The sequence below is a fragment of the Pseudoalteromonas sp. bablab_jr011 genome (genome assembly GCF_016464045.1).
GTDB classification, from domain to species: Bacteria; Pseudomonadota; Gammaproteobacteria; order Enterobacterales; family Alteromonadaceae; genus Pseudoalteromonas; species Pseudoalteromonas lipolytica.
The window spans coordinates 1-203 of sequence record NZ_JACDWU010000275.1 but is presented as its reverse complement, the minus strand read 5'-3'; the positions used below and the strand labels follow the sequence as shown (position 1 = coordinate 203).

Sequence of the window (203 nt, the reverse complement as noted above, 5' to 3'; positions counted from 1 at the left end):
GCCAAACAAAAGGCTGGGCTAAACAAGTCTATTTTAAACGTTGGCTGGCACATCATAGAGACTTACACCAAATACAAGGCCTACCAAGCAGGAAAAGCCGTCTTCAAAATACCCGCCCCGCATACCAGTCAGGAGTGCGCTAAATGCGATCACACTCACCCCGACAACCGTAAATCACAAGAGCTATTTGTGTGCGGTAACTG

The 203-nt window shown here is 47.8% G+C and carries 1 protein-coding gene; it reads left to right on the top strand.

The window, feature by feature from the left end:
- Positions 1 to 203, top strand: a 203-nt coding sequence (locus JIG41_RS23330) for a zinc ribbon domain-containing protein (protein WP_199525085.1), incomplete at both ends; no start/stop codon positions are given.